Source organism: Terrilactibacillus tamarindi, assembly GCF_009718825.1.
GTDB classification, from domain to species: Bacteria; Bacillota; Bacilli; order Bacillales; family Sporolactobacillaceae; genus Terrilactibacillus; species Terrilactibacillus tamarindi.
This window is the reverse complement of the sequence record NZ_WNHB01000016.1, coordinates 1-23,345: the sequence shown is the minus strand read 5'-3', so window position 1 is coordinate 23,345 and position 23,345 is coordinate 1. Positions and strand designations below refer to the sequence as shown.

General features: G+C 38.0%; 25 protein-coding genes, 1 pseudogene and 1 other annotated feature. Of the genes and pseudogenes, 3 read left to right on the top strand and 23 right to left on the bottom strand.

Features of this window, described 5'->3' with window-relative positions; all coding sequences use genetic code 11:
• Positions 1–48: 48 nt before the first annotated feature.
• From GMB86_RS10515 to GMB86_RS10505, 3 genes and pseudogenes are all read right to left on the bottom strand, one after another.
• Complete coding sequence (locus tag GMB86_RS10515; RefSeq protein WP_155219547.1) at positions 49–333, bottom strand: LapA family protein; 285 nt, start codon at positions 331–333, stop codon at positions 49–51.
• 208 nt (positions 334–541) lie between these two features.
• Positions 542–2,750 (bottom strand): annotated as a pseudogene (gene secD / locus GMB86_RS10510) (protein translocase subunit SecD).
• A gap of 94 nt (positions 2,751–2,844) precedes the next feature.
• Complete coding sequence (locus tag GMB86_RS10505; protein ID WP_155219546.1) at positions 2,845–3,138, bottom strand: post-transcriptional regulator; 294 nt, start codon at positions 3,136–3,138, stop codon at positions 2,845–2,847.
• 335 nt (positions 3,139–3,473) lie between these two features.
• On the opposite strand from GMB86_RS10505, the gene spoVB reads away from it, so the two are divergent.
• Positions 3,474–5,036: a stage V sporulation protein B gene (gene spoVB, locus GMB86_RS10500; protein ID WP_155219543.1), complete on the top strand. Its 1,563-nt coding sequence runs from the start codon at positions 3,474–3,476 to the stop codon at positions 5,034–5,036.
• On the opposite strand, the gene GMB86_RS10495 is transcribed toward spoVB, so the two are convergent.
• Positions 5,033–5,665 (bottom strand): YetF domain-containing protein, encoded by a 633-nt coding sequence (locus GMB86_RS10495; protein WP_155219540.1) that lies wholly within the window; start codon positions 5,663–5,665, stop codon positions 5,033–5,035. The genes spoVB and GMB86_RS10495 overlap by 4 nt on opposite strands.
• Positions 5,666–5,843: 178 nt before the next feature.
• On the opposite strand from GMB86_RS10495, the gene GMB86_RS10490 reads away from it, so the two are divergent.
• Complete coding sequence (locus tag GMB86_RS10490) at positions 5,844–6,227, top strand: TIGR04086 family membrane protein (protein ID WP_155219537.1); 384 nt, start codon at positions 5,844–5,846, stop codon at positions 6,225–6,227.
• Between the two features lie 333 nt (positions 6,228–6,560).
• Here the strand turns inward: GMB86_RS10490 and yajC are convergent, their stop codons facing one another.
• The 10 genes from yajC to GMB86_RS10440 form a co-directional block, all read right to left on the bottom strand.
• The gene (gene yajC, locus GMB86_RS10485; protein WP_155219534.1) at positions 6,561–6,860 is read right to left on the bottom strand and encodes a preprotein translocase subunit YajC; all 300 of its coding nucleotides are present in this window, start codon (positions 6,858–6,860) and stop codon (positions 6,561–6,563) included.
• Between the two features lie 22 nt (positions 6,861–6,882).
• Positions 6,883–8,022: a tRNA guanosine(34) transglycosylase Tgt gene (tgt, locus tag GMB86_RS10480; RefSeq protein ID WP_155219532.1), complete on the bottom strand. Its 1,140-nt coding sequence runs from the start codon at positions 8,020–8,022 to the stop codon at positions 6,883–6,885.
• Entirely contained in the window at positions 8,019–9,065 is a 1,047-nt protein-coding gene (gene queA / locus GMB86_RS10475) for a tRNA preQ1(34) S-adenosylmethionine ribosyltransferase-isomerase QueA (protein ID WP_155219529.1), read from the bottom strand. Before queA ends, tgt begins: the two co-directional genes overlap by 4 nt.
• 92 nt (positions 9,066–9,157) lie before the next feature.
• Positions 9,158–9,364, bottom strand: a complete 207-nt coding sequence (locus GMB86_RS10470; RefSeq protein ID WP_155219527.1) for a DUF2905 domain-containing protein — start codon at positions 9,362–9,364, stop codon at positions 9,158–9,160.
• Positions 9,365–9,368: 4 nt separating this feature from the next.
• The gene (gene ruvB, locus GMB86_RS10465; RefSeq protein ID WP_408033837.1) at positions 9,369–10,355 is read right to left on the bottom strand and encodes a Holliday junction branch migration DNA helicase RuvB; all 987 of its coding nucleotides are present in this window, start codon (positions 10,353–10,355) and stop codon (positions 9,369–9,371) included.
• A gap of 33 nt (positions 10,356–10,388) precedes the next feature.
• The gene (gene ruvA, locus GMB86_RS10460; protein WP_155219521.1) at positions 10,389–10,973 is read right to left on the bottom strand and encodes a Holliday junction branch migration protein RuvA; all 585 of its coding nucleotides are present in this window, start codon (positions 10,971–10,973) and stop codon (positions 10,389–10,391) included.
• A 161-nt stretch (positions 10,974–11,134) separates the two neighbouring features.
• Complete coding sequence (locus GMB86_RS10455; protein WP_155219518.1) at positions 11,135–11,860, bottom strand: YebC/PmpR family DNA-binding transcriptional regulator; 726 nt, start codon at positions 11,858–11,860, stop codon at positions 11,135–11,137.
• Positions 11,861–11,980: 120 nt separating this feature from the next.
• The gene (locus GMB86_RS10450) at positions 11,981–12,649 is read right to left on the bottom strand and encodes a YhcN/YlaJ family sporulation lipoprotein (RefSeq protein WP_196220194.1); all 669 of its coding nucleotides are present in this window, start codon (positions 12,647–12,649) and stop codon (positions 11,981–11,983) included.
• Positions 12,650–12,700: 51 nt separating this feature from the next.
• Positions 12,701–13,435 carry an NAD(+) synthase gene (nadE, locus tag GMB86_RS10445; RefSeq protein ID WP_329602880.1) on the bottom strand — a complete coding sequence of 245 codons (735 nt, stop codon included), beginning with the start codon at positions 13,433–13,435 and terminating at the stop codon, positions 12,701–12,703.
• Positions 13,436–13,525: 90 nt separating this feature from the next.
• On the bottom strand, positions 13,526–15,535 hold the full coding sequence (locus tag GMB86_RS10440; protein WP_196220193.1) for a LysM peptidoglycan-binding domain-containing protein: 2,010 nt from the start codon (positions 15,533–15,535) through the stop codon (positions 13,526–13,528).
• Between the two features lie 276 nt (positions 15,536–15,811).
• Here GMB86_RS10440 and GMB86_RS10435 point away from each other — a divergent pair, with 276 nt between their 5' ends.
• A complete protein-coding gene (locus tag GMB86_RS10435; protein ID WP_155219506.1) occupies positions 15,812–16,342 on the top strand; it encodes a transcription repressor NadR in 531 nt (176 codons plus the stop codon).
• On the opposite strand, the gene GMB86_RS10430 is transcribed toward GMB86_RS10435, so the two are convergent.
• The 9 genes from GMB86_RS10430 to GMB86_RS10390 all read right to left on the bottom strand — a co-directional run bounded on the left by GMB86_RS10430 (position 16,330) and on the right by GMB86_RS10390 (position 23,029).
• Positions 16,330–16,785: an ACT domain-containing protein gene (locus GMB86_RS10430; RefSeq protein WP_155219503.1), complete on the bottom strand. Its 456-nt coding sequence runs from the start codon at positions 16,783–16,785 to the stop codon at positions 16,330–16,332. The genes GMB86_RS10435 and GMB86_RS10430 overlap by 13 nt on opposite strands.
• A 12-nt stretch (positions 16,786–16,797) precedes the next feature.
• Entirely contained in the window at positions 16,798–18,084 is a 1,287-nt protein-coding gene (obgE, locus tag GMB86_RS10425) for a GTPase ObgE (RefSeq protein WP_329602875.1), read from the bottom strand.
• 15 nt (positions 18,085–18,099) lie between these two features.
• A complete protein-coding gene (locus tag GMB86_RS10420) occupies positions 18,100–18,639 on the bottom strand; it encodes a Spo0B C-terminal domain-containing protein (RefSeq protein ID WP_155219497.1) in 540 nt (179 codons plus the stop codon).
• A gap of 327 nt (positions 18,640–18,966) precedes the next feature.
• Positions 18,967–19,257, bottom strand: a complete 291-nt coding sequence (gene rpmA / locus GMB86_RS10415) for a 50S ribosomal protein L27 (protein WP_155219494.1) — start codon at positions 19,255–19,257, stop codon at positions 18,967–18,969.
• A 14-nt stretch (positions 19,258–19,271) separates the two neighbouring features.
• Positions 19,272–19,601 (bottom strand): ribosomal-processing cysteine protease Prp, encoded by a 330-nt coding sequence (locus GMB86_RS10410; protein ID WP_329602874.1) that lies wholly within the window; start codon positions 19,599–19,601, stop codon positions 19,272–19,274.
• Between the two features lie 12 nt (positions 19,602–19,613).
• Positions 19,614–19,922: a 50S ribosomal protein L21 gene (gene rplU, locus GMB86_RS10405; protein WP_155219491.1), complete on the bottom strand. Its 309-nt coding sequence runs from the start codon at positions 19,920–19,922 to the stop codon at positions 19,614–19,616.
• Between the two features lie 11 nt (positions 19,923–19,933).
• Positions 19,934–20,016 (bottom strand) — a sequence feature (ribosomal protein L21 leader region).
• Between the two features lie 95 nt (positions 20,017–20,111).
• The gene (locus GMB86_RS10400; RefSeq protein WP_155219489.1) at positions 20,112–21,281 is read right to left on the bottom strand and encodes a ribonuclease E/G; all 1,170 of its coding nucleotides are present in this window, start codon (positions 21,279–21,281) and stop codon (positions 20,112–20,114) included.
• Positions 21,282–21,389: 108 nt separating this feature from the next.
• Positions 21,390–22,262: a M50 family metallopeptidase gene (locus tag GMB86_RS10395; protein ID WP_230459083.1), complete on the bottom strand. Its 873-nt coding sequence runs from the start codon at positions 22,260–22,262 to the stop codon at positions 21,390–21,392.
• Positions 22,262–23,029: a M23 family metallopeptidase gene (locus GMB86_RS10390; protein ID WP_155219484.1), complete on the bottom strand. Its 768-nt coding sequence runs from the start codon at positions 23,027–23,029 to the stop codon at positions 22,262–22,264. Before GMB86_RS10390 ends, GMB86_RS10395 begins: the two co-directional genes overlap by 1 nt.
• Positions 23,030–23,345 lie beyond the last annotated feature (316 nt).

Here is a 23,345-nt window from a genome sequence, read left to right as displayed (position 1 = left end):
TATATTAAAAGGGATTGTTAAAAACTGTATTTTACGCGTGAACCGTTCTTAATCTTCTTGATCCTTGACTGGTTCATCCGTCTTTTCTTGAGATAAATAGGACCTATTCTTTAACTGGCGAATCTTTTTTTGCAATTGAATAATTCGAAGAGAACTGATGATGCCAACAAGTAATGCCCCAATAAGTAAAGATACTATGATCACAACAATCAATGGTAAGTCAACCATACCAAATAGATAGTTTACAGAAACAGGATCAACATTTGCAACTGACAAGAGGGTGATAATTAAGACAAGAATTAATGCAAACAGAATTCGCCATTGTTTATTCATTGTAACACGACCTTTTCGTATTTTATGATAGTTAAATCGAAATAGTTTGCTGATTCGTATCAAACACAGATATCTCTAAACAGACAATTAAACGTGGAATAGGTATGGTTTATTTAATTTATACCTAATCCAATGTCTGCTAAAACAGAAAAACAAAACAAAAAAGCGGTAAAATAGATGCCGCCTTTTTGTTCATAAGCTTTTTTATTTAGGCTTGAGGTTGAACGGTTCTTTTTTTCTTTCTTCTTGCAAGATGCTTCACTTTAAGCACGGCCCATAGCGGACAGGCAATAAAGATTGAAGAATACACGCCACAAAGAAGTCCAATAAATAAAGCAATTGTAAAGGTACGAATCGATTCACTACCAAAAATCAGTAAAGTAATAACCGGGAAAAGAACCGTTAATACCGTGTTAATTGATCGGGTAATGGTTTGGTGAATACTTTGGTTGACAATATGGCCAAAGTCGCTAAGTGTCGTCAGTCTTTTCTTACTTAACTTTACATTTTCACGTACACGGTCAAATGTAACAATCGTATCATTGATGGAATAACCAATGATGGTTAACACAGCTGAAATAAACAAGATATTCACTTCAATGTGCAATAAACTAAATACCGTAATAATAAAGAAGGCATCATGTAATAAGGCAATGACCGCCGTTAAGCCTTGTAAAAATTCAAAGCGGATCCATACATAGGCAATAATGAACAACGAAGCTATTATCACTGCATATAGCGCTTTTTTCGCAAGATCACGTCCGACTTGAGGTGAGACAGTACTCATACTAACATCCACATTCCCAAAGTCTTGTTTTAAGCGATCGCTAATGGTTGCTGATTGTGTCCGGTTTAATTCCCTGTTTAAACGAATGGTTGTGACTCGATTATTTTGTCCGGATTGAACCGTTTGTTCAGTATGATAACCCAAATCTGTAAATGTTTGTTCAACTTTTGTCGTTGATAACGCTTGGTTAGCTGTTACATCAATCCGTGTTCCACTTGTAAAATCAATGCTTAAATTTAATTTAAATATAAACAAGGAAAGAATCCCGAGTAGCGTTATAACAATGGATATCGTGAAAAATATGTTGCGGTGTTTAATAAAATCAAAATGTTTAAGAATCATGAACATCACCCTTTTTTACACCGAGTAATCCTGGTTTTTTATCTAATGCACGTCCATGAACCCATAGACCTAATAGCCATCTAGCGCCAAATACTGAAGTAATAAAAGTAACAACATTACTGATGATCAGCATAATAGCGAAACCTCTAACCGCACTTGTTCCAAATACGAATAACACAGCAGCAGCAATAATGGTTGTTAAGTTGGCATCTAGAACCGTACTAAACGAACGGTGATTCCCCGCTCTAAACGCAGATAAGACACTTTTCCCGCTCCGAAGTTCATCCTTAATCCGCTCTAGAGTAATGATATTGGCATCAACAGCCATCCCTATCCCCAGGATCAACGCCGCTATACCCGGTAACGTTAATACAGCTTGAAGTCCGACGAAAATAGCGATAACGACATAAATATAAACACACAAGGTAATATTAGCTATTAACCCGCCAAAACGGTAAAAAACAAGCATGAAAAGGAAAATAATCGCTACCCCGATTGTTCCTCCATACAGGGTTTCAACCATGGAATTTTTTCCAAATTGTGCGCCTACCGATTGTGAATAAATTTCATCCATTTTAACAGGTAATGAGCCTGCATTTAAAAGTTCTGCTAAATTTTTAGCTTCTTGAGTAGTGAAATCACCTTGGATCATTACATTTTTTCCTAGTTCTTCATTAACTGAGGGGGCAGAAATATAAGCAGGTTTTGCCTTCTTTGATTCAGCTTTATAAGTCTGACCTTTGTGCCAGTCGAGCCAAATGACAAGAACATTATCCGGCATGGGTTTTTTCATTATTGTACGTGTGACTTGTTCCATTTTTTTAGAACTCTTCAATTGCAACGTAACAATGGGCTCGTTGGTCGTACTATGAAATTCCATTTTTGCTTTTCCAGGTTCTAGTTCCGATCCATCAATCATCAATTTGTCATTTGAATCTCTAAATGTGAGGTTGGCTGTTGTTGATAACAATTTTCTTGCACTTTTTTCATCTTTAACGCCTGGCAACTGCACACGAATACGGTCATTGCCTTCAATTGAGATACTTGGCTCACTAACACCAATCACATTAATCCTTTTTTCAATGGCGGTAACCGCATTATGTAATGTATCAGGCGTTATTTTATCCCCTTGTTTTAATGGTTTTACTTGATAAAGAACTTCAAAACCGCCTTTTAAATCTAGTCCAAGTTTCATATTATTGACAATAGGCTTAGCTGTAAACCCAATAATTATGGCTAATACGACTAGAATTACAAAAAAGGAAATGATCCTTCCTTTTTTAACCATGCTGCACTTACTCCCTTCTCAATAAACCATCTTATACCCTTTTTTGTGTACATTGGCCATGTTATAAAATAATGTTAAAAATTAACATTGCCAATTAATTAAATGACGAAAATAAATCATCAGTCAATTGGATCTCTGTTCCTTTAAACATATCGACACGTAGTTTATTCATGTAATCATTTACAGACAAAGACATCACATGATTGACCAATTGATATAGTCTTGAGGGCTTGTCCGCTTTTTTCTTTTCAATTGTAAAAAGAACAAAGTCCCATAGATCATCTATTGATAAACGTTCTATTCCTAATAATTGAAATTCCTCATGCTTACTTCTAAGAAATGGTTCTATGTAATCACGCATCTCGACATAATTAAAGTTCTCAGACATCGCTCTATCACTCCCATAAAACCTATCATAGCATAATACGACGTGTTAATAAAACAGAAAATAGGGAACATAAGGGAAAACTATCCCGCCTTAACAGTATGTAAAGACCCCTACCTCAGGATTCTGAGTATTCAATGAGGATAGCCGGGGAATCAACCGCCGATAAAGGTCCGATTGGTTCAGCTAACCATCAGTGAGGGGTTGAAAGAATCCCCCACTGATGGAAGTTTCAACTTAACAAACAATGCTTGTCATGCTTTGTCCACCCTTTTGCATATATATCTTATTAATAGACACAATCAATGATGGGATCACTATGTAAAGGCGGGAAAAGTATGTCAAAACAATCCTTCTTAAAAGGTTCATTTATACTCATGCTAGCAGGTTTGGTGACGAAAATTCTTGGAATGATAAATAAAATTGTCCTCTCTCGCGTTATTGGGAATGAAGGCGTTGGAATTTATATGATGGCTTATCCAACCCTTTTATTAACTGTGACACTCACTCAATTGGGACTCCCTGTTGCTATTTCAAAAATGGTAGCAGAAGCAGATGTACTCGGAGATAAGAAGAAAATAAAACGAATCCTAGTCGTTTCGTTTACCATCGTAACCGTTCTTTCTATCGTACTTGCTACCGTCATGGTTATTCTTGGACCATTGCTTTCACATACCGTCTTTACTGACTCACGTACCTTGTATCCACTAATTGCCATTAGCCCCGTTATTCCAATAGTGGGTATAGCTTCAGTTTTAAGAGGTTACTTTCAAGGAATGCGTCATATGACGCCGTTTGCTTTTTCAGAAGTGATAGAACAAATTGTCCGTATTTCTCTTGTCGCTTTTCTAGCGACCATGTTAATGCCGTATGGAATCGAGTATGCGGCGGGTGGTGCGATGATTTCAGGTGTTATTGGCGAATTCATCTCACTTCTTTATATGCTTTCCATGTTTAAAAAAAGTATTGGCAAACCAATAAAGTTAGATTATATGAAAACATTAAAAAGTGGAAAAAAAACTTGTCGAGAGCTGATGGATATCGCATTACCATCTATGGGAAGTCGACTTATTGGTTCCATCTCAAGTTTTCTAGATCCAATTATTACAGCTCAAAGTTTACTTATAGCAGGAGTGTCCACGGTGGTCGCAACGAAGCAATATGGAGAGCTGGCAGGTTACGTAATTCCTTTTTTAACATTACCAAGTTTTATCACCCATGCTCTCTATGTGTCATTAATTCCGACCATTAGCGAGGAACATGCTAAAAAAAATTACCATATTATTCATTTCAGATTGAATCAGGCTTTAAAAATGTCGATGCTATCCGGAGGCATTTCAATTGTTATTTGTTATGTATTTGCTGAACCACTCATGGCACTTTTGTATCATTCACCTGGGTCGAGCCACTATGTCTATCTCATGGCACCCTTTTTCATTGTTTTTTACCTTCAGGGACCTCTCCAAGCTGTCTTACAAGCCTTGAATCTTGCCAGGGCCGCATTAATTAATAGCTTTTTAGGTGCGGTTGTTAAGCTTGTGATGATTTGGGCCCTTGCATCAAAACCCGAGTTTGGCATTAATGGGGTTGCACTAGGGATAGTGATTAGTATGCTTCTTGTTACTTTACTGCATTTGGCTACAGTCATCAAAGTCATTGGTTTTTCACTTGAAATAATGGATTTCGTCAAGGAAATGTCGATTATTATTGCGTCTGGAATGCTGGCAACTTACCTGTTAAATTCCGTTTTTACAGATTGGGCCATGCTACCACGCACATTAACCTTGATCTTTATTGTATTTGCTTTTTATCTCTTATTGGCGTTTTGGCTGGAGCTTATTTCAAGAGAAGAGTTATCCAACCTGCCTATCATCGGCAAATGGATTAAAATTGAAGATTAATCGTGATTAAGATCCATATAAAAAGTCCCTTTATCATCCATCACTAGATAGGCTATTTCCTTTATATCTCTGTAACCGAGTTTTCTAAGTTCTTGCCTGAGCCATAAAGAGGTCTGATGAATCTTTTTCAAATTGTCCTCTTGAACTTTTCCGTTGATAATAAGAGGAAAAGGCATTGTATCTTGCTGTTTATTGGATGATTGACGTGAATTTGGCGTGATCGACAATTGACCATTTGGTTCAAGTATAGCAAATTCAACATCTTGAATGTTTCTGATATTATGACGTTGCAATTGAGTCATTAAATCATCAAACGTCATTTTCTGGCGTGAAAGTTCTTTTGAATTAACTTCTCCATGATCAACTAGAACAGCTTCTTTAAAACTTACTTTTTTTGAGAAAACGAAAAGGATCACACTACGTAAAAGAATGATGATAAAAATAGGTGCAATCATCGTGAGAAGAGGTTGTAATGGGTTTGTTATGGATATGATAGCAAGTTCTGTAACCATTAAAACCATGACGAGATCCAACAACGAACAATCTTTTAACTGTTTTTTACCTGAAAAACGAATCACTATGGCGATCATTATAAACATAAAAACAGTTCTTAAAATGATTGTAGGCATGTTAGATCTCCTTTCTTATAACTCGATTAGGTTCAAAGATTAGTATGAGCAAGTTGTGAGTGATTCATGTACGCATTTTGTCTTGAAACATTTTGTCCAAATTAATATTTGTTTAAGATTCTATTTATGACAAGCTCGAAATAAGATGTAATAAAACATGTTTTCGAGGTGAAGTTAAATGTCAAAACGTTTTATTACAGCCGCTAGCTATGGAACCATTGGATCATTCATTGTTATCCTATTTTGCACCTTAGGTTTATCGTCTATACTTAGATTTACATCGGCTACAGAAGAATCTATTTCAATGGCGCCCATGATAATTTCATTTGCAGCTTTATTTGTTGGCGGCGTTATTGCAGGGACAAAAATGCAGGAAAAAGGCTTGATTATTGGTGTTGTCACAGGGGTTACTTATTGTGTGCTCGTCCTTTTAATCCAGTTTCTTGGATATAATCACACGGGGTGGGCGGGTAAATTTCTCTATTATGGTGAAAATATTATTGCGTCAACCATTGGTGGAATTATAGGAGTGAATTTTTTCTCGCGCAGCTATAAAAAATAACTTCAATTGATCCAGTCATATCTAAAGCGGCGCAATTCATGTCTGGAGTGGCGCAATTCCTCTCGAAGTTGCTCAATTATGGTTCAGAGTGGCGCAATTTCTCTTCGAAGTGGCTCAATTATGGTTCGAAGTTGCTCAATTATGGTTCAGAGATGAGCGGCGAGCCGAAACCCCCACCCCAAAGTATTGAGTATAAACGAGCCTTTCTAGACGGTGGGTAACGGCGCGCATGAGCCTGATTAATGGGGATGATGAAACCCCCACTGATTGTAGTTTTACTTAATAAAAAAAGGGGCTGCCTTTATCGACTTTTCGATAGGCAGCCCTTTTACATTACTCTTCAGATTTATCTTCGACTTTTTCAACAACTTCTTTCTTAGCTGTTGATTTAGAAACGTCACGAATAGCTCCACGGTCGAATGTGAGACGTGCATTTCCTGCTTTAAGTACGATTTCAGCATCCGTAATGGAATCGATCGTCCCATGTAAGCCACCAATCGTTACAATTTTGTCCCCTTTTTGTAAACTTGATTGCATTTGACGCGTTTCTTTTGTTCGTTTCATCTGTGGTCTGATTAACAAGAAATAGAAAATCGCAACAAACACTATTAACATAATAACTTGTGTAGGCATGGTCTTGTTTCCTCCTTATGTATCAAAAGTTTTTGGCATTTGGTTTATTAAAGCCGTATGATTCAAAGAACTCCTCTTTAAAATCAAGCAGGCGATCTTCCCAAATAGCAGCGCGTACACGCTCCATTAATTTTATCAGAAAATAGAGGTTATGGTAAGAGGTTAAACGAAATCCAAATGTTTCGTTTGCCTTTACCAGGTGTCTGATATACGCTCTTGTATACGTTTTACAAACATGGCAATCACAGTTGTGATCGAGCGGTGTAAAATCTCTTGCATATTTAGCATTTCGAATAACAAGTCGACCCTCGCTTGTCATACAAGTCCCGTTACGTGCAATACGCGTCGGTAAAACGCAATCAAACATATCAATTCCTCGTATAGCCCCGTCTATCAGTGAGTCAGGCGATCCAACCCCCATAAGATAACGCGGCTTATCTGAAGGCAATAATGGAGTGGTATATTCAAGTATACGATTCATAATGTCTTTAGGTTCCCCAACAGATAAACCACCAATTGCATAACCAGGAAAATCAAGAGACGTAAGTTCAGATGCAGATTGTTTACGTAGGGCTTCAAACTCCCCACCCTGTACAATTCCAAATAAAGCTTGTCTTTCTGGATTTTCATTGGCTGTAAGGCATCTTTCAGCCCACCTGCTTGTCCGTTCAACAGAATCTTTCATATAATCATAGGTTGCTGGGTATGGGGGACATTCATCAAATGCCATCATAATATCTGATCCTAATGAATTCTGAATAGCAATGGATTTTTCAGGACTTAAGAAAAGTTTTTCGCCATTTAAGTGGTTACGAAAATGAACGCCTTCTTCTTTTATTTCTCGTAAATCACTCAAACTAAAAACTTGAAATCCACCAGAATCCGTTAATATACCTTGGTCCCAATTCATAAATTGATGAAGCCCACCCGCTTCTTCAACAATATCTTCACCTGGCCGTAGCCAAAGATGATAGGTATTACTTAAGATGACACCTGCTCCCATCTCTTTTAGTTCTTCCGGGCTCATTGTTTTAACAGTTGCTAGAGTTCCAACTGGCATAAACATCGGTGTATCAAATGTACCATGTGGTGTATGCAATTTTCCAAGTCTCGCCCCAGATTGCTTACAAACCTTAATCAACTCATAAGTTACAGCACTCATACTTTCCTAATCCCTTCTGTAATAAACATCGCATCTCCAAAGCTGAAGAAACGGTATCTTTCTTTGACGGCGACTTGATACGCGTGTAAAATAAAATCTCGTCCCGCAAACGCACTAACAAGCATGACCAAAGTCGATTTTGGTAAATGGAAGTTTGTAATCATGCCATCAATCGCAAGATAAGTATAACCAGGATAAATAAAAATATCCGTCCAACCTGAATCTGCTTGAAAGGTCCCATCAAATTTAGCTGTAATTGTTTCTAACGTCCGTATAACTGTTGTACCTACGGCGATAATTCGATGACCCGATGCTCTCGTTTGTTTTAGCAGCTTAGCTGTTTCCTCTGACATTTGATAGAATTCAGCATGCATCTTATGTTCTTCAATGTGGTCTACTTTTACAGGTCTAAACGTCCCAAGGCCAACATGTAGTGTTATATAGGCAATGTTAACACCTTTTTCTTTTATTTTTTCGAGAAGTTCTTCTGTAAAATGAAGTCCTGCGGTAGGTGCTGCTGCTGAACCTCGATGTTTTGCATAGACCGTTTGGTAGCGTTCACTGTCTTCTAATGTTTCCCTTATATAAGGGGGGAGCGGCATCTTCCCAAGTTCGTCGAGAATTTCATAAAATACACCTTCATACGAAAAGGTCATCAGACGTCGACCTTCATCTAATTCCTTTGTACATACGGCTTCTAACTTCCCATCACCAAAGGATACAGCAACATCAAGGTGAACACGTTTCGCTGGTTTGACAAGACATTCCCACGTATCTCCCTCAACTTGCTTTAATAACAAAACCTCGATATGAGCCCCTGTCTCTTTTTTTTGACCAATAAGGCGTGCCGGAAGGACTCGAGTATCATTTAGTACGAGACAATCTCCTGGATTAAGATAATCGAGGATATCTGAAAAATAATGATGTTGGATCGATTGTTGATTTGGATTTAGTACCATTAATCGAGAAGCTGCTCGATCTTTTAATGGGGTTTGAGCAATTAATTCTTCAGGTAATTCATAATCAAATGATGAAACATCCATAATTTAAAACACACTCTCTTTCGAAAATTAAACAATTAAAGACCGTCCATTTATGTTTATTAACAGATTCTACGATCAAGAGAACCGATGGCCTATCTTTTAAAAAAGACATTGACAATATAAAGAAGGAGGGATATTCCAATACTAAGGATAATAGATGTTACTATCGGAAAAAAGAAGACTGTATTTCCTTTTTTTAAAACGATATCCCCTGGGAGTTTTCCAATAAATCTCCAGAGAAGTCCAATGAGAAAGAGAATGGCACCAACAACCATCAACATTTTCCCTACAGAACTCATTTACCTATCCCTTTCTTTCTAAATTAAAATGATGATAGCCAGCATTTGTCACTATACGACCTCTTGGTGTCCTTTGAATAAAACCAATTTGAAGTAAATAAGGTTCATACACATCCTCAATCGTATGTCGTTCCTCACCAATTGTCGCTGCAATCGTATCGAGTCCAACTGGACCACCGTTGAATTTTTCAATAATACCTAATAGTAACTGATGATCAACATGATCAAGACCTAAATCATCAACTTGTAAGCGAGATAATCCTTTCTTCGTCACTTCTTGATCAATAACTCCTTTATTTGCCACTTGGGCAAAATCTCTGATACGACGAAGTAACCGATTCGCAATTCGCGGGGTTCCTCTTGAACGTCTCGCCATTTCGCTAGCTGCTTGTTCATCCAACTCTGTATTCAACACTTGCGCCGTTCGTTTCAGTATTTGTGCAAGTTCATCCACATCATAAAATTGCAAACGACTCATCACACCAAATCGATCTCGTAAAGGCGGAGATAGAGCCCCCGCTCTTGTTGTTGCTCCAACTAAAGTAAATGGTGGCAAATCGACACGAACGGAATGTGCCGTTTCTCCTTTACCTAAAATGATATCGAGGCAAAAGTCCTCCATTGCAGGATACAATACTTCCTCTACATGGCGGCTTAGACGGTGAATTTCATCAATGAAAAGGACGTCTCCTGGCTCAAGCGCCGATAATACTGCCGCTAAATCTCCTGGTCTTTCAATGGCTGGCCCAGACGTTGTCCGTATGTTGACCCCCATTTCGTTTGCAATAATCATGGATAGAGTGGTTTTCCCAAGGCCAGGAGGACCATATAATAAGACGTGATCAAGTGGTTCACTTCGCTGTTTTGCAGCTTGAATAAAGATGCGTAAATTTGCTTTCACCTGTTCCTGACCAATATAGTTTTCTAATGTATGTGGACGAATCGTGGTTTCTTCAAATTCATCATCGGCTATTGTACGACTTGAAACCATCCGATCGTTATCCATAGGCTTCCCCCTCCTATCTTATCCATTTAGCATGAGTTTCAATGCCTCTTTGATATATTGCTCGGCCGTATAGTCTTTATCTTTGAGTTTTGGAACAACACGTTTAACCTCTTTATCTGAGTATCCCAAGGCTTTCAGAGCTTCTAACGCTTCATCCAATCCATCGTTTTGAACACCATGATCATTAAATAGGCCTGTTTTCGTTTGATCGAGTTTGCCTTTTAAGTCTAATATAATTTGTCTTGCTGTTTTTTTACCAATGCCAGGGAATTTTGTTAAATAGGATTCATTTTCTGAATCAATCGCTTGAATAATACTTTCTGGCCGACCTGATGCCAGTATTGCGAGTCCACCTTTGGGCCCGATACCTGAAACACTTAACAGTTGGATGAAAAGTTCTCGTTCTTCTCTACTCTTAAATCCATAAAGTGCCATCAAATCTTCTCGAACGTAATGATATGTAAAAATCGTGGTTTCTTCACCAAATACATCTTGATACAAAAAAGGATTGGCACATAGAACTTGATAGCCTACTCCATGAGTTTCAATGACAATGCATTTGCTTGAAATATGTGATATTTTCCCTATTATATAATCAAACAATTTATTTCTCCTCAATCTTGACGAATTAAAAAAAGACAAGAAGTACGCTATATTGTCTCACCACCATCATACCATAAAAAGCCTCAAGCATGATAACGGCTTAACTTTCATGTCCAAAAAAAATAAGAGGGCCCAAACCATCGCCCTCACATGTCCATTACTTACTCTTCTTCTAAATTATGGTAGATATCTTGCACATCATCGTTGTTTTCAAGCATATCTATGAGACGGTCCATTTTCGCTTGATCCTCATCAGATAATGTTGTTGTCGTTTGTGGTATATTGGTTACTTCGGCTTCTTCAATTGAATACCCTTTTTCTTGAAGGGCATTTTTCACATCAGAAAAAGCTTCGGGGCTTGTTAAAATCACAAAACCTTCTTCTTCTGTTTCGAGTTCATCAGCGCCTGCATCTATCGCGTCAAGCATGAGTTCCTCTTCATCTATAGTATCAGATGCAAGAATGGTGATGACACCTTTTTTTTCAAACATAAAGCCGACACAACCGGTTTCACCAAGATTACCACCATTTTTTGAGAAGGCATGTCTGATCTCAGAAGCAGATCGGTTTTTATTATCTGTTAAAACTTCTACAATAACAGCCACCCCTCCTGGGCCATACCCTTCGTACGTAATTTCTTCGTATGTGACACCATCCAAGTTCCCAGTGGCTTTTTTAATTGCACGGGAAATATTGTCATTAGGCATGTTAGCAGCTTTCGCCTTTTCTACCGCTAATCTAAGAGATGCATTCATTTCCGGGTCGCCTCCGCCCGTTTTGGCTGCAAGAAAAATATCTTTGGCTAGTTTCATAAAAATTTTTCCACGCTTAGCATCTTTTGCATTTTTTTTATGTTGAATGGTTTTCCATTTGGAATGTCCTGACATTTTTTGACCTCCCCATTGTTGATATCTCTAGAAGGATGAACCCATTATATTATACATGTATTTAAACCATAAAAAAAGGGCAAGGAATGCCCTTGCCCTTTTTTTGTGATTATGTCTATCTTATCTTGCATTATTTTGAAATGGTCTTTGTACAGCATTCCCTATATCACTGAGAATACCGGCAATATCATTGCCCACTTCATTCGTTACATTACCGCCATCATTCAAAATTCTATTATTGACATTGGTGATACGATCAACTGTTCGACGATCGGTAGCAACTCTTACGCGTTTATTCGGTGTAATTGATTTAGCTTTATCATATACATGCTCACGTAATTTACCTAAATTTCGATTGTTCTCTGCATTAATACCAATAAGCACATCATTATTATAAACCACGACATTTGCGTTACGAACGCCGTCAATTTTTCCAACTGCTCGTGCAATTTGTCTAGCGTCCCTTTGGTCATTTGTTGGGTCATATGCCATATTGTTGTTATTATTAGCGTTATTGTTATAACCAAGGTTATTGTCACGTGCTACACGGTTATTAAAGTTATCCGTGTTTTGCATATTTCTTCCGTTTCGTCTAGTAACATCGTTGTAGTCAGCATTTCGATCTGTGTAATACCCTACATCTCGCATATTATTTCGCCCGTTATTATCAAAGGCTGCGTTACGATCATTATTAGCTCCACACCCTGCAAGTACACCCGTCATCATTAACGCTGTAGAAAATGTTAAAATCGTTTTTTTCATTTTAAATAAATACCCCCTTTCACACACTATCTTGTGTAAAAGGGGATTATCTTAGTCAGTTATTGATAGGATACATAGTTAAAATTTAGGAGGTGCCGCTGCAAGTGAACGTTTATGTTCTGTTCTCGCATGCATTTCTTCAATTATTTTCTTATCTTTTTCAGGAATTTCTTTTCCTTCTAAGTAAGCATCAATCATATTATAGGTTGTACCCATTTCATTTTCATCTGTTTGTCCTTCCCATAAACCTGCAGATGGTTTTTTGTTAAGAATGGATTCTGGTACACCAAGTTCTTTAGCCATTTGACCAACTTGTCCTTTTGTAAAGTTAACTAAAGGAACAAGATCCACACCACCATCACCGAATTTTGTGAAATAGCCCGTATACCATTCGTCGGCATTATCAGTTCCTACGACTAGATAATTTTTTTGAGACGCAACGGTATATAACGTACTCATTCTTAGACGGGCTCTTAAATTTCCATCCCCTAATTTAGCTCTTGTTTCATCCCAATTTTCGCCAAATTGTTTTTTTACTTGATTAAAGAGTACTTGATGTGTTTCAGTTAAATCAACTTCAATAAAATCGATACCCGCACTATCAATAACTGCTTTGGCGTCTTTTTTATCTTGAGGGTTACTTTTACAAGGCATAATGACACCCAGACTATTTTCTGGAAAAGCTCGTTTGATTAAGTGAGTAACTGTTGCCGAATCGATACCGCCACTTACTCCAACAAGAAGGCCATCAACATGGGCTTCGTTTGCTTTTTCTCTAAGCCAAGAAATCGTATTGTCGATTGCTTTTTCAATATTCAAATGATTTCGCTCCCTTCTTCATCTTTCTTAGTTTATCACAATCAACAAATGAAAACCAAAAAAAAGAGTGACGATTTCGCATCGTCACTCTTTTGATTTATCTTCGCTATCCTTTGTTAAAGAAGGTTGTAAAGGCTGTTCTGAGTGGTTATCATAACTATACCATCGCTCTTCAGGAGATTTTGTTTGACCATCCCAATGGGTATATGAACCAGCTAACTGTGTTTCTTTGCTTTCGTTTGAAGGACTTACTGGCTTAGCGTCTGCTTTCCCATAATAAGGTTGTTGATTGGGGTAAGATGGAAAAGGTGTTAAAATCGGTTTAATTCCTTGATCTCCACATCCGCAGGGCCGTTGTGGTTGAGCATATCCTCGATATAAATCAGGACTTGGATACGGTGACATCGTACCTTGATAAGCCGGACCTGCACTGCCTGGTTTTCCTCCTTTTGGTGGCATAGGCGACTGGTAGGCCGGGCTCACACCGTTTGGATATCCTGGATTTGGTGCTACCGGGCCTTGATATGCTGGACTTACACTGCTTGGATATCCTGGATTTGGTGATGCCGGGCCTTGATATGCTGGGCTTACACCGCTTGGATAACCAGAATTTGGCGATGCTGGTCCTTGATACGCCGGGCTTACATCGCTTGGATATCCTGCATTTGGTGATGTTGGACCTTGATACGCCGGGCTTACATCGCTTGGATATCCTGGATTTGGCGATGCCGGACCTTGGTACCCTGGACCTATACTATCCGGTTTTCCTCCTTTTGGTGGCATAGGCGACTGGTAGGCTGGGCTCACACCGCTTGGATATCCTGGATTTGGTGATGTCGGACCTTGATATGCCGGACTTACACTGCCTGGTTTTCCTCCTTTTGAAGGTATAGGCGGCTGATACGCTGGACTTACACTGCTTGGATATCCTGGATTTGGTGATGTCGGACCTTGATATGCCGGACTTACACTGCTTGGATATCCCGGATTTGGTGATGTCGGACCTTGATATGTCGGACTTACACTGCCTGGTTTTCCTCCTTTTGGAGGTATAGGTGGCTGATACGCTGGACTTACACTGCTTGGATATCCTGGATTTGGTGATGCCGGACCTTGATATGCCGGACTTACACTGCTTGGATATCCTGGATTTGGTGATGTCGGACCTTGATACGCTGGACTTACACTGCTTGGATATCCTGGATTTGGTGATGTCGGACCTTGATATGCCGGACTTACATTGCTTGGATTAGCAGGACTTACATCCGTTGAAGGCATTGTAGGCATTGGACTTGAAGATATGGGACTTTCCATTGGTTGACCTGGACTTAATTGGGTTCCAGAATATTCTCCCCGTTTCATCCCACTTATTAATGGAGAAGGCGTAGGATATGGAGCTGGATAAGGTAGATTCCAAGGTGCACCTTGAGTTATTGATTTAGGCGAATTTACTGAATTATCTTGATCGTTACCTTCTGAGCCAATTGGATAAACTTGAGCTGCATTAGCTTCATCATTCCAACCACTAAGATAGGATGGTTCTTGATAAGTATTAGGAAGACCTTGGTTAGGCTCATTCGGAGCCTCTGTTGATGGATATAACATTTCATTATCAACAGGTTGTGTATAGAACGGGTTTGTTTGAGGCAGTTGATTTGTATTTGATAATTGTTCTGGCATTGTTTGATTAGTTGAAGGCATATCTTGATTAGCTGGTGACGAAACATTTGGCCATTGATACATTGGTACTTGCTCTTGATCAGGCTCAAGCATTGGATAATTTGTCGATTGATTAGGTGCAGGACTAGATGAAGGTGGTGCTAGGTTGGTTGGGCTTTGTTCTGTTATGGGACTTGTTTCAATACTAGGCTGTGTTTGGCTTCCTTGTTGGACTTCTGAACGTGTTTCTACTTCTTCAACTTTTTCTTTGGTTACTTTTTTTACACCTAAAGGAACTTTTACTTTTGAACCTGGAATAAGCTCATCAGTCTCATTGAGTGAAGGGTTTAATTTTTTTAAATCTTCAATCGTCGTCCCTTGTTTTTTAGCGATGATCGCTAGCGTATCACCTTTTTGCACGACATAAATTTTCACGACATCTATACCTCCTAGGAAAATTTCATTTATCATTATATGTGTACATGGGCAGATTGCCACACTTTCACAAATAAAGAAATCTTCATTAAAGCCTCTGTCTTGAGCTGGCCCCGCAATCGGCAATTTTTCTTTACACTGATTTTATCTGCGCCTACGGCTTGCCAATCGGCAAGTTTTCTTTATAATGAAAGTGTGTTTGTTCGTGTGAGTCGATGATGTTTCTTCCTCACCTCGAGCATCCTTTTCCATTATATTGTTTCAGGGGTTGTTTATATGCGTGATCATGTAAAACAAAATGGTTCTGATCGAAGAGCTTATTTATTAAGGTTATTAAAATCTAATCGTGAACCGATAACCGGTAGTGAACTTGCCAAACGTACGAATGTCAGTCGCCAAGTAATTGTTCAAGATATTTCTTTACTTAAAGCCAAGAATCATCCCATCATTGCAACCTCACAAGGATATCTTTTTTTATCTCAATCCGATTCTACAACCAAACAACGTGTCATTGCTTGTCAGCATCAGCTTGAAGATACACAAAAAGAACTCAACATTATGGTTGATTGTGGAGCCGTTGTAAAAAATGTGACCATTGATCATCCCATCTACGGTGAATTAACTGGATCTCTAATGATAAAAAACCGTTTGGAAGTAGCCCATTTTATAGAAAAATTAAAAGAGACAAACGCTCCTCTCCTATCAACATTAACAGAAGGCGTTCATCTCCATTTGATTGAAGCTCCAACCGAAGACATTCTTAATACTGTATGTAGTGCTTTGGCAGAAGCGGGTTACTTATTGTAGCCCCCTGTGCCAATTATATTGACTTGATCCACAGAATCTAAGTTCTTCAGTTCTTCGATAAATTGATTAAAATTCCAAACTACAGCACTCGTATCAAGTGATAAGGTTACATTAGCCGATCCTTGTAAGGGTATCGTTTGATGGATCGTTAAAATATTACACCCTGCTTTTGCAACAACTTCCAATAATTGTGTCAAACTCCCTTTTTGATCTTCTAAATGAATTAATAAAGTGACAATATTTTCCTTCATAATTTGATGAAATGGAAAAATTCCATCACGATATTTATAATAGGCGCTACGACTTAAACCTACCATCTTCACCGCTTCCGTTACGTTTTCAGCTTGCTTTCTTTCGATTAATTGCTTAACTTGCAACACTTTTTGCATGGATTCGGAAAGAACATCTTCACGAACTAAATAAAATTGTTGCTTCTCTTTCATTGTACAAGTCCTCTAATCCATAAATTCAAACTCATAATCTAAAATACGTACGATATCTCCATCTTCTATTCCCTTTTCACGAAGAGCATCGTCAACGCCCATCCCTCTAAGTTGACGGGCAAAACGCCTGATCGCTTCATCGTGACTAAAGTCTGTCATTTTAAACAGCTTCTCAATTTTCGGACCACTGATCACATAGGTTCCTTTATCATCCCTATTAATAATAAAAGGTTTTTCTTCTTCCTGCATCCTATAGACCACTCGTTTTTTCTCGTTTTCCTCTTCATCATATATAGGAAAGACTGGTGCCGTTTTTAGAGCTTCAGATACAGCATGAAGTAAATTGTCCAAGCCTGCTTTTGTTAGAGATGAAATTGGAAAGATCGGAATATCTTCATTTAATTGAGATTTAAATTTTTCCAAGTTCTCTTCACTCTCTGGCATGTCCATTTTATTGGCTGCTATAATTTGAGGTCTATCTAGCAAGCGCCATTGATATTCTTTTAATTCATCATTAATTTTCACAAAATCTTGGTAAGGATCTCGGCCTTCACTTGCAGACATATCAATGACATGCACAATGACACGTGTTCGTTCAATATGTCTTAAAAATTGATGTCCTAAGCCAGCCCCTTGGCTTGCTCCTTCAATTAATCCCGGTAAATCAGCGATGACAAAGCTTTCTGTCTCACTTACGGAAACCACTCCGAGATTCGGCTTAATCGTCGTAAAATGGTATGCGGCTATTTTCGGCTTGGCTGCGGATACAACCGATAATAGAGTGGATTTTCCTACACTAGGAAACCCAACGAGGCCTACGTCCGCTAATAATTTTAATTCCAAACGGATTTCCCGTTCCTCACCAGGTTCTCCATTTTCGGCAATATACGGAGCAGGATTTTTAGGTGTCGCAAAGCGTGTATTTCCACGACCGCCACGGCCACCTTTTGCTATAACAGCTTCATCCCCTTGTTCTATTAAATCAGCTATCACGCTGTCTGTTGCTTTGTCTTTCACTATTGTTCCCGGTGGAACTCTCACGATCATTGGTTTTGCTTTTCTACCATGCTGATTTTTTGATGCGCCATTTTCTCCTCTTGGTGCTTTAAAATGACGTTGAAAACGAAAATCCATTAATGTACGTAATCCTTCATCCACACGAAAGATCACATCTGCTCCGTTTCCGCCATCGCCACCAGCGGGTCCACCATCTGGCACATATTTTTCTCGCCTAAAAGCAACCATGCCATTTCCGCCATCGCCACCTTTAACATAAATATTGACTTGATCTACAAACACATTGAAACACCTCATTTATTCTAATTCTAAAACGATATTTGCTTTTGTCTCATTGATATAATGTTCAACAAATCGAACTAAACCATACATTTCGGATGAATGAATCGAATTCTCTATAACCTTAACATTCTCAATTTCGCCTGTAAAATCAAAGATTATAATTGGTTTTTTTTGACTTACATCGAACGTTAGAAACATCCGATTGTCCTTGTATTTTAAAACATGTTTATCAAATTGACGAAGCGTCTTTTTTATGACTTGGACCATTTTACGATCATACTTTGATAAATCATTGTCATTTCTCCCAATAACTTGAAAAGAAAGATGAAGATGATGGTCCAACCAGTTATATGTCATGATATATGTCGTTAGTATAGGAACTTGTAAATTCGATAATTTTGATTCATTTTTAGCTTTCGTAATAATTTGATCGATGATTCGATCAACTTCATGATAATTTTCAAGCGATAAGTAGCCTTTAATGAGTTGAACATCATTTAACCAATCGTGCCGCATATGACGAAAATAGTCGATTAATTTCTTTTCGTTAATCATCACAAAATCCCCTAAGGTATCACTTTTTTATCGTAAATATAAATATAACAGAAAGGAAAATCAAATTGTGTATGCGTTAACATAATTTTAGATTCATTATTCTAAGATAAACACGTATTAAAATTAGAATATTCCAATCTATTAAGGCAAACTAAGCCCTTATGGCTTTCATGTCTCATTTATTTATAAGCTATAGCTAGAATAACCATTGCTACATATTCTTCCAAGTGTGATCGAATATGTATAAAAAAACAGTGGATGCATTATCCCGTTATAAAGGAAAACATCCACTGCCTACCATTTGACATTATAATAATGGAAATGGGCTTATGCTTCTTTCACTTCTGGATATACACTTACTTGTTTGCGGTCACGACCAACGCGTTCAAATTTAACAACGCCAGCTACTTTAGCAAAAAGAGTGTCATCTCCACCACGACCTACGTTAACGCCTGGATAAATTTTTGTTCCGCGTTGACGGAAAAGAATAGATCCACCTGTAACGAATTGTCCATCGGCACGTTTAGCACCAAGACGTTTTGAGATAGAGTCACGACCGTTTTTTGTGCTACCTACACCTTTTTTAGATGAAAAGTATTGAAGATTTAATTTTAACATGCAAAAGCACCTCCTTAAGAATGAATTTGAATATGTTGACCGTAGGATTCTTCAATCGTTTTAAGAGAAACAATCATGCCTTCTAACAAAAGTTGAACCTTCATCCAAGCATCTTGATCAATATCTTCAGGAAAATGGCAACTTAGAAAACCACCATTCTCAGTGTCTTGGATATCTGGAGTAATTCCTGTCAAAGCTTCGATGGCATTTAGTGATCCAAAGGATACAGCCGAAACACCCGCACAGACAAGATCATATCCATAAGGACCGCTATCAGCATGTCCTTTTATCGTGAAGGATAAAATATCTCCTGTATGGTTACGCTTGATATCTACCTTAATCACGAATGAAAACTCCTAGGCATTAATTTTATCAATCGTTACTTTAGTAAAAGGTTGACGATGGCCTTGTTTTTTACGATAATTTTTTCTTTTTTTGAATTTAAAAACGACAACTTTTTTATTGCGGCCATGAGCATCAACTTTTGCTGTAACTGTAGCTCCTTCTACTGTTGGGGCACCAACTTTAACATCTTCACCACCAACGAAAAGAACTTTGTCAAAAGTAACCGTTTCTCCAGCTTCAGCTTGAAGTTTTTCAATGTAAAGAACTTGACCTTCTTCAACTTTAAATTGTTTTCCACCAGTTTCAATAATTGCGTACATCTCTGCACCTCCTAATATCTCAGACTCGCCAAACTCTAAGGTAGCATTTTATTTATGCATTTATAAGACCTCGTTTGCGCGGTTGGAGCGGGGGCTCCATGTAGGTGTCATGAGTAAAAGACAGACCTTTACCTTTAAACACTACCAAAATAGATTACCATAGTATGGGCAGACTGTCAATTATCTATTTTAATGTTTCTTCTCTATGACAGCATCTTGAATTCCATATCTCTTTTTCTTTCTTGTAAGTTCCATAAGCCCAAGGTTAGAGTAGCCAAGAACTTTTGTGGTCATAAAATCATTTTGAAAACAAGATTTAACGTATTGAAGTAATTTTTTTTTATGATCTTCGTTTGTTAAACGGATGAAATCGATAAGAATCATTCCACCAATTTGTCGCAATTTAATTTGATTTACTATTTCAGTTGCCGCCTCTAAGTTAATAGCATAAGCTGTTTCTTCCCAGTTTCTCTTGGGTGATACGCCAGCTGAATTAATATCTATAATGGTTAATGCCTCCGTATAATCAAAGATACAAACAGCACCTGAATGAAGAACTAATTTTCGGTTGATTGCCGTCGCATAAGCCCTATCAATGATTCTTCTTTGCTCTAACCCAACTTTTCCTCTACTGATAATAGTGACCTTTGGTAGGATAGCTTCACTTATTTTCTGCGGATGATCGGTATATAGATTTATGATACCTGAGATATGATGCTCAGAAATAATGTCTTGAAGCAGTTGATTCTCTTTTTTATGGATAGCCCCCAGACGATCCATGTCGATTGTCTTCGTCAGTTCGATCCACCTCTGCTTTAAGGTTTCTAACTCGCAGATGAGATCACTTTTTTCTATATTAGCAGCAGATGTCCGTATAATGACGCCTTCAGGGGCATGACATTGGTCTTGAAGAAATGATTTTAGTTTTTCACCTTGATCGATCGAGAGTTGATGTGAAACAGCTATATAATGACTATAAGGTAAATAGATGAGATGCTCGCCGCGGATTTGAATATGTTGGGTTAGTCTAGGGCCCTTACTGCGAACAGCTTCTTTTTCAACTTGAACAATCATTTTCTGTCCTTTTTGAATATTCCCCTGTTGCAAGGGATTCATCTTCACATCATAAAGAAGATCTTTTTGGTGAATAAACCCCTTTTGGGGAGATCCTAACTCAATAAACACGCCTTGTAACCCTTTGACCATATTGGTCACCTGTCCCAATAAAATATCCCCTATGTGATCGGTGGCATCCTTCGGTTTCAAATAAAACGTTTGAACGTTATCATCAATAAGGACCGTCCATTTCTCAAATTCTTTAGTATTTTCCACCACAATTGTGTATGTATGTGTTTCCATTTATGAATCTCCCATCAATCCGAAGAGGCGCCGCTCTTGTCTTCTTGCTTTTCACCTTTTTGAACACATTCTGTAAGTATTATTTCAAAAAAAAAGACAGGAGGCAACTCAAGTTACCACCCCGTTTTTTATATCATTCAATGTCTTACCATTATATTGCCCATTAAAATAAGCATTTAAAATATCTCGTTCCTCTATTTCGTTTATTTCATTGTGAGACATACCCATAATCCGGTATCGACTTTGCGAACTTTTATAAAGAAGATGAAGAGCTTTTACAATGGACAGGTTACCTTGTATATACCGTGTACGAACTTTCTTCGTTCCTACCGTATTGTTCCATTTCGATAATAAAAAGCGTATAAAGATAAACCGTCGCTCGATCCAATCCCGATAGATGGAAATTAAAATAAAACCACTTATAACAAAGTAATTTAATGTGAAAGGGAAATTCAAAAGGACAAATGTCGATAAACAACCTAATTGTAGACACGATAAGAGGAGGGTCCATGTATAAGCTTTCATAAAAGGAAGATATTTCTGCAAGATAATACGCAAAATTTTTCCTCCATCTAAAGGCCATATTGGTAACAAGTTAAATACTAGAATCATTTTATTATAAAACAAAAAAAGTTGATGATTTTCAGAGTTCCAAACGCCCGTATTGAGCAGTAAATAAGAAACTAACGGTAACCACAAATGCTGAATGGGACCTGAAATGGTCACAATTAATTCCTGATAGGCCGGCTTATCGACATGATTATCTACTTTCGCAACACCGCCAAAGGGCAATAATTGAATGGATTCTACATGCCACCCAAAAATTAAGGCTGATATACCATGACCGCATTCATGAATAAAAACAATAAAAACGATGGTACAAACTTCCCAAAAATGACCTGTAAAAAGGCCTATCCCAACGACTATCCAAAAAACTGGATGAATCCTGATTTTTAAGAATAAATGGCGCATGATAGCCATCATTGAAATAAGGTTGCTGGATCAACAAATTTTCCGTCTTCTTTCAGTGCAAAATAGAAAGAACCATGTTTATCATTTGTATCATCAGAGACAATCCCAAGATCCTGCCCTTTCTTCACATTATCATATATTTTTACGTGAACTTTATTTAACCGCCCATACCAAGATTCAGCTCCATTTTGATGTTGAACAATAATGGTTTTTCCGGTTTCTTTTTTTTCTCCAACAAAAACCACTATGCCATCTTTCACTGCTTCAACTTTTGATTTTGGGGTTGTTTGGACTAAAATACCTTGTTTTAAATCTGAAAACTGCTCTTTTACCTCACCAGCTACAGGTTGAGAGAAAGCAATAGCGTTTGAACTGGTGCTCTTGGTTGTCTTTTGTTCAGACCGATTATCTGTTTTCGTCTGACTTGGGAAAAAGGCTAATGGTTGTCCAAATTTGGACTCATACCATTTTGATACTTCGGTAAATTGAAAATCATTTGCAAATGATTTTTCCATCACGCTTCTTACGGTATTAAATCGACTATCCATCGATCTCTCTGAAATTATGGCTACTAATATGAGTAAAGCTGCCACTATACATTTGAATAAAAAGCGATTGGTTTTAAAAAGTGGATATGATTCACCTGTTTTTTGACATTCTTTCCCATAAGGAACCCTTCCTGATGCAACAGGATCATTCAATCTTATAGGTCTCATGTCGCTCTTCATCTTTTTTCGATCTAGGTGACGCTTTTTAATTTCGTTGAGACGACTCATATGCACCCTTCCTTTAGCAATATATCTAAAAGTACGACTAGTGATTGATATAGTGTATGAGGAAAAGGGACGAGTTAGAACTCATACTAAGAGGATGTTCAAAAAGCCACCAAATGATAAGCTACGAATCTCGGCGCTATCCAAGAGGATCTTCAACTAAAACCACTCACGTCCTGTGAGTAACGTTGAAGCTACCACATCCTGTGGAATGCCGGTCCTCAGGAACTGCGCCGCTCTTATCTTCTTGCTTCTAATTTGTCACCTTTTTGAACAAGTACTAATAGATAGAATAGAATAGAATAGAATAGAATAGAAT